We start from the raw sequence: 6,477 nt of genomic DNA on the forward strand, positions 1-6,477 counted from the left end.
CTTAGTGGAATAGATGTGACGAGCAACAGTGGAAGGGTATCAGCATGATTAACAGCAAATACGATCAGGCCAGAGTCGTTACCGATGTGCAGGGTTTAGAATCCTTGCGTAAGGGTGCGCGGGAGGATGACCCTGAGGCTCTGAAAGAGGTTGCTCGTCAATTTGAAGCCATGATGGTTCAGATGATTATGAAAAATGCTCGTCAGTCCAATGAACTGCTTTCCAAAGACGGTATTTTTGATAGTGAACAGGTCCGTTTTTATCAACAGATGTTTGATGAACAGATGGCGGTCACCGTTACCGAGGGTGGTACTTTCGGTTTGGCTGACGTACTTGTTCGCCAGTTAAGTAAAGACTACGGCCTGGAAACTGAGGCCGATGAGACCCGTAATCCTAAATCGGTTCAGGATATGCTTGATCGCGGCAGTCGCTTCCCGGCCAGTCGTTATGATCCTGCGTTGATGCAGAGCTGGCGTGATAAGTTTGCTGCTGAGCGTGCTGAAGAAAAAGCAGCCCTTGCGGAAGCTAACAGAGTAGAGCAGGGCTTTGATTCACCACAGGACTTCATAACATCCTTATACCCCGCCGCAGAAAAAGCGGCGAAAGCTCTGGGGCTTGATCCTAAAGTGATGCTGTCCCAGGCTGCACTGGAAACAGGCTGGGGACGCTACATGATTCGTGATGAATCAGGTAAAAACAGCTTTAATCTGTTTGGTATTAAAGCTGATAGTCGCTGGGATGGTGAGTCTGCCGTTGTTTCTACCTTAGAGTACCGAGGGGGTGTCGCTCAGCGGGAGCAGGCTGCTTTTCGTGCCTACGGCAGCTATGAAGAAAGCCTTAAAGATTATGCGAATTTTCTGCAGAGTAATCCGCGTTACACCGAGGCCCTTAAGCGTGCTTCTGATCCTGTTCTGTTCACCAAAGGACTACAGGACGCAGGTTATGCAACGGACCCGGCTTATGCCCAGAAAATTCAACGTATTATCAATAGCAGCAATATGACGCTTGCTGCTAAAAATGATCAAAATAGCCAGGGATGATGCCGGGTTATTCAACGTGTTAAGGACTTTGCCAGCCATGCTGAGCGCAGGGCTTAATCTTGGAGCAGAACTATGTCAGATCTTCTTAAACTGGGTTACTCGGGGGCGCATGTTCATCAAAATGCGTTGAACACCACCGGGCATAATATTGCCAATGTTGATACCCCTGGATATAGCCGCCAACAGGCCGTTCAGCAAACAGCGCCGGCCTTTGCGACGGGTGAAGGCTATTACGGGATGGGGGCTATGACCACAACAGTGCGTCGTATCTCCGAAGCTTTTTTAACCCAGCAGGTGCGCAATGATACCAGTCTTGCTAAAGAGTATGAGACTGTTCTGGGTTATGCCAAGGAGTTGGATAACCTTTTATCGGACACATCTTCAAGCCCTGGTGCTGCCCTGAATGAATTTTTTGCTGCCATGGAATCCCTTAATGATGAACCTGACTCGCAACCTCTGCGTAGTCTGGTGATGTCTGAAGCGAGTACCCTGGTTGAGCGTTTCAACCTGATTGATGACCGCTATGAAAATACCAGCGATAACCTGAATACTCAGTTGTCAACGAATATTCAGGATATCAACCGCATTTCTACAGCGATCGCTGAGCTTAACAAAGAGATCGCGTCAGCCAGTGGCCGAACAGGTGGTTTACCGCCGAATGATCTGATGGATATGCGTGATGAAAAACTTCGTGAGCTGAGCGAATATGTTGGTGTTAAGACCACAGATGTTGCTGATGGCACTGTATCTGTATTCATTGGTGACGGCTTTCCTTTGGTCATTAATCAAGAATCTTTTACGCTGAAAGCTGCCCCAGGGCGTGCTGAGCAAAGAGAGCTGGATGTCTTCTATTCTGACCCGAAAGAAGGCGATAAGATGATCACTGAGCTGATCACAGGTGGAGAGATGGGCGGCTTGCTTCGGTTCAGAGAAGAAGTTCTAACCCCCGCTGTGAATGAGCTGGGTCGGTTGGCGATTACTATTTCTGAGACATTCAATGACCAGCATAAACTGGGGATGAACCTCAATAATGAGATTGGCGGCAACTTCTTCCGGGACGTGAATGAACGTGAGCTGATGGAAGAGCGTGTGACGCCCTACCAAGATAATAACCGGAACGGCAGCCTAGGCCTTCAGGTTGAGATTGTGGACTCAAGCCAGCTGACAAATCAGGACTATCGTTTGTCAGCACTGTCTGCGGGTGATGATGCCAACCCGGCCAATGCCACTTTCAGTTTACGTGACTCTGATGGTAATGCATTGCGCTTTCAGTACACCGATGCCTCTGGCACTACGGTTAACAAATCTGTTGTTACCATGGCTGACTTGAAAGATCCGACTATACGGGTTGAAGTGGATGGTGTGCGACTTAAGCTACCAGCATCAGCCTCTAATAAGGTGTATCAGGGCGATGATTTCACTATCTCACCCACCCGCAATGGTGCTCAGGATATCCGACGTGAGATTACGGATGGCGATGAAATTGCCTTAGCTTCGCCTATGCGGGCGACGACTGCTTCCTATAACACAGGCTCCATTGAAGTTGCTTCCCGTGCAGTTACGGAGACATTCAAAACATCAAACACAGGTTCTATTGTTACCAGTTTGGGCACCCCTGCAGACCCAAGTGTTTTCTTTGACCAGAAAGATGGCCAGCTACGCTTTTATGATAGTGGTGCTGTACCAACTGTATCTGATCTACCAGATGGTATTAAAATTGACTTTGATCCGGGTAGTACCTATGCAGCCGGTGATACTTCAATGGAATATGACATTGTAGATGCAAGCACAGGTACCGTTTTGTACTCTGCAACAGGTGCCGATGCATTCGAGTTAGGCAAGACGCAGAACGTTATTCCGGATACCTGGGGATTCAAGATGGACCTTGGAGGGATACCCGCGAATGGCGATGCAGTTCTGGTTGAGTTTAACCGTGATGGCTTTGGTGATAACACCAACGGTGCTGCTATCTCGGATCTTCAGTCTGAAGGTGTTATCGATGATGGCAAAGTAACCTATCAAGATGCTTATGCTAACACCGTTGAGTTTGTGGGTATTCAGACAGCAGAGGCAAATATTAATGCTGAGTCCGGCGCGGCTATTTTGGAGCAAAGCGTGTCGCTGCGGGAAAGTGTGGCTGGCGTTAACCTGGATGAAGAAGCGGCAAATCTTGTAAAATTTCAGCAGGCTTATAATGCCTCGGCTCAGTTGATTGCAGTTTCTCAGCAGTTGTTCTCAACACTGATTAGTGCTGTAGGGAGATAATTAAAATGCGTGTTTCAACTTCTTTGATCAACCATAGCAACACCAACAGTATTCTGAAAAAGCAGACGGATATGTTTAATACGTCTCAGCAGCTGGGCACGGGTAAGCGTGTGCTGACGCCTTCGGATGATCCTGTTGCAAGTACTTTGGCATTTAATGCTAAAAATAAGCTGGCGAATATTGAACAGTATGGCAAAAATATTGATTATGCTGAGAAAAGTCTGCAAATCAGTGAGTCAACTTTGGATACCATTCATAACCGATTGCAGCGTGCTCGTCAGTTAATGATTCAGGCGAACAACGACACTCTGGGCGATGATGGTCGTAAAACCATCGGCCTTGAGATGCGGGAAATTACTTATCAGCTGGAAAAGCTGGTTAATACCAAGGATGAGCAAGGTAATTATATTTTTTCTGGTAGTAAGGTAGATACAGCTCCTTTCGCCAAGCAAACTGATGGCAGTTATGAATATCAGGGGGATGCTAAAGAACGTGATGTTCAGATTTCAGACAGTGTGCGCACGCCGCTAAATATGACCGGCAAAGAGATCTTCGAGGATATTGACTCAGCTCTATTTGCTGAAAGCCCTATTACGAGTTACCCATCTGATTCCAATACAAGTACTGGTGATATTGCTGCCACAGGATCTCAGGCATTTCTTAATGGAAATCAAATCGGTGATTATGAGATTGAGATCACAAATGATGCTGTGACTCCACCAGAGATTATTGTGACTGGTCCAACGGGAAGTGTTATTGATCTTTCAGCTCCTGCTGCGGGTACGGCAAATACACTGGAAGCATTAGCGAGCTATCTGAATAGTGGTGCGGATGCCTCAACAGGCAACTTGGCTCTTGCATTGCCTGTTTCTCCTCCTGCACCTGCTGACCAGGCGCCTGTTACTGGTGATAGTTTCACCCTGCGCGTGAACAACGAAAAGCAGGATATGCTGACAGGTATGCAGCGGCTGGCTGAAACCCTAGAGGGCTTTACCGGCGCAGAAAAAGACGCAGATATGCTGGCATCATCACTTAATGATCTGGATAGTTGGCTGAACAGTGTAGAAGTTGCCCGCACAGAGCATGGTACCCGTCGTAACAGTATTGATGCAATCGGTGGCAATAATGACAATGTTGAGCTTTACCTGAAGGAACAGGTGAGTAACCTGGAAGACTTGGATTACGCTGAAGCTCTTGGCCAATTTATTCTTGAGCAAACAGCTTTGCAGGCATCTCAGCAGACTTTCAGTAAGACCGCAACGATGAGTTTATTTAACTATATTAGTTAGCATCTGATTCGGATAAACCTATATTCTGTTTAAAGAACATGTTTACGGGTTTATGTATGTCGGACGAACTGTTTGACTTTAATAGGGCCGCTCAAATGAGCGGCCTTTTTGCATCTATACCGGCTAACTATTTCCCTCTGGTTGTCCGGTTTTGCCGCCTGACTCATATTAAAAGCACTATTTATTTGCTTGTGCCAATCATGCCATACATAAACTATTGATTTATAATGATTTTTTAGTTGGCACGTAGTTTGCTTTTATATTTGCAAGGCAAGCTCAGGCGTTTTACCGCAGGTAGCTGCGCCTGACATTAAATTGATTTGCGGCTTTTTAAAGCTGCGTGTCCAATACCTGAAAAAACGGAAGGGACTGAATATGGCTCTATTTGTAAATACTAACGTGGCCGCACTGAATGGTCAGAAGAATCTGAGTGATGTTACTGCACGGATGAACAGCTCTTTTGAGAAACTGTCTTCCGGTAGCCGTATCAACAGTGCAAAGGATGATGCGGCAGGTCTTCAGATTTCAGACCGTCTGACCACTCAGGTGATTGGTCTGGAGCAGGCTACACGAAATGCTAATGATGGTATTTCCATTGCTCAGATTGCTGAGGGCGCTCTTGGTGAGGTTACTAATAACGTTCAGCGTATGCGTCAGCTAGTGGTACAAGGCGGTAACCGGACTTTAGCCTCTGAAGACCGCGATGCACTTGGCCAGGAATTTGCCAAACTGTTAGATGTTAATAATGGTATTGCAGAGCGTACTTCCTATGGCACGCAAAAGCTGCTGAATGAAGACTCTCCTGATGCGGGTTTCCAGATCCAAACCGGTGCCCATGCGGGTGAGCAGGATACCATTACAACCGGTAATGCTAAGCTGACGGCATTGTTTGGTAGTGTATTAACTGACGAAGGTATCTCGGGCGTTCTGTCTGCGATGAGCGCCAACGGCTTGTCTCAGTACGGTACTCTGGGTGAGATTGTTGGCGCTTATATGGCTGTTACCGGTGAGTCGGATATTGCTGCGGCAGCCAGCGCTATTGTTGGTCCACGAGCTAATGTTTCTGCGGCTAATAACCTTGGGGAGCGTGGTACTGCAACGATCAAAATTGATGAGTTAACGAAGATTCTGACTCAGGAAGCTGATGGTAGTGGTGGTTTTACTACTCTATCCACGGTTAGTGCTGCTCTCGGCTTTATGGGGCTGACAGGAACTGGGTCAGATGTCTTGACAGGTGATGAGTTGCATACCATTCACGCTTTTGCAACGGATACTCTGCTGGACTCTATGAGCAATCTGATTACTCAGGTTGATAAGCAGCGTGCTAAGTTAGGTGCGGAGCAGAATGGTCTGACTTCTGTGGTTCGTAATAACACCACAGCTGTAGTAAACGTTTCTGATTCCCGTTCGCGCATTCGGGATACTGACTTTGCTGCGGAAACTGCTGAGCTGACCCGTAATCAGATTATTCAGCAAGCATCAACGACTATTTTGTCCCAGGCAAACCAGTTGCCGCAGACTGCATTGACCCTGCTGGGTTAATCTTTCTAAACAGGCTAGCTGCCGACGGAAAAGGTTGGTATTTTTGCGGCAAATTTTTGCCTGTAGCCTGAATTAAAACCCTGACTCTTATGAGTCAGGGTTTTTTTATGCCAAAATAAAAAATACTAAAGCTTCTTTTAGGGGGGCCGATAATAGATATCACAAAGTTAATGTGGCGGATGTACAGCGTTATATGCCGCATAGCGTACAGACTTATAATAGAAGTTTAAGGTGATACCCATGGCTTTATATGTAAATACTAACGTTTCTGCACTGAACGGTCAGAAAAACCTGTCTAACGTAACGGATCGCATGAACAGCTCTTTTGAGAAGCTGTCTTC

4 protein-coding genes are annotated in these 6,477 nt (G+C 46.7%); all 4 read left to right on the forward strand.

Annotation, left to right across the window (positions count from 1 at the left end):
- Nucleotides 1–44 precede the first annotated feature (44 nt).
- The 4 genes from flgJ (at nt 45) to ACN0R8_RS10805 (ending at nt 6,136) form a co-directional block, all read left to right on the forward strand.
- On the forward strand, nt 45–1,040 hold the full coding sequence (gene flgJ / locus ACN0R8_RS10790) for a flagellar assembly peptidoglycan hydrolase FlgJ (protein WP_417597264.1): 996 nt from the start codon (nt 45–47) through the stop codon (nt 1,038–1,040).
- 72 nt (nt 1,041–1,112) lie between these two features.
- Nucleotides 1,113–3,305, forward strand: coding sequence for a flagellar hook-associated protein FlgK (gene flgK, locus ACN0R8_RS10795; protein ID WP_417597266.1), 2,193 nt, complete (start codon nt 1,113–1,115; stop codon nt 3,303–3,305).
- A 5-nt stretch (nt 3,306–3,310) separates the two neighbouring features.
- Complete coding sequence (flgL, locus tag ACN0R8_RS10800) at nt 3,311–4,594, forward strand: flagellar hook-associated protein FlgL (protein ID WP_417597268.1); 1,284 nt, start codon at nt 3,311–3,313, stop codon at nt 4,592–4,594.
- A gap of 375 nt (nt 4,595–4,969) precedes the next feature.
- Nucleotides 4,970–6,136: a flagellin gene (locus tag ACN0R8_RS10805; protein ID WP_417597270.1), complete on the forward strand. Its 1,167-nt coding sequence runs from the start codon at nt 4,970–4,972 to the stop codon at nt 6,134–6,136.
- Nucleotides 6,137–6,477 lie beyond the last annotated feature (341 nt).

This window comes from Oceanospirillum sp. (assembly GCF_048265165.1).
GTDB lineage: Bacteria > Pseudomonadota > Gammaproteobacteria > Pseudomonadales > Halomonadaceae > Oceanospirillum.

Coding starts and splice junctions, on each gene's coding strand:
- ACN0R8_RS10805 (WP_417597270.1), top strand. CDS start 4,970: ATGGCTCTATTTGTAAATACTAACGTGGCCGCACTGAATGGTCAGAAG.
- flgL (WP_417597268.1), top strand. CDS start 3,311: ATGCGTGTTTCAACTTCTTTGATCAACCATAGCAACACCAACAGTATT.
- flgJ (WP_417597264.1), top strand. CDS start 45: ATGATTAACAGCAAATACGATCAGGCCAGAGTCGTTACCGATGTGCAG.
- flgK (WP_417597266.1), top strand. CDS start 1,113: ATGTCAGATCTTCTTAAACTGGGTTACTCGGGGGCGCATGTTCATCAA.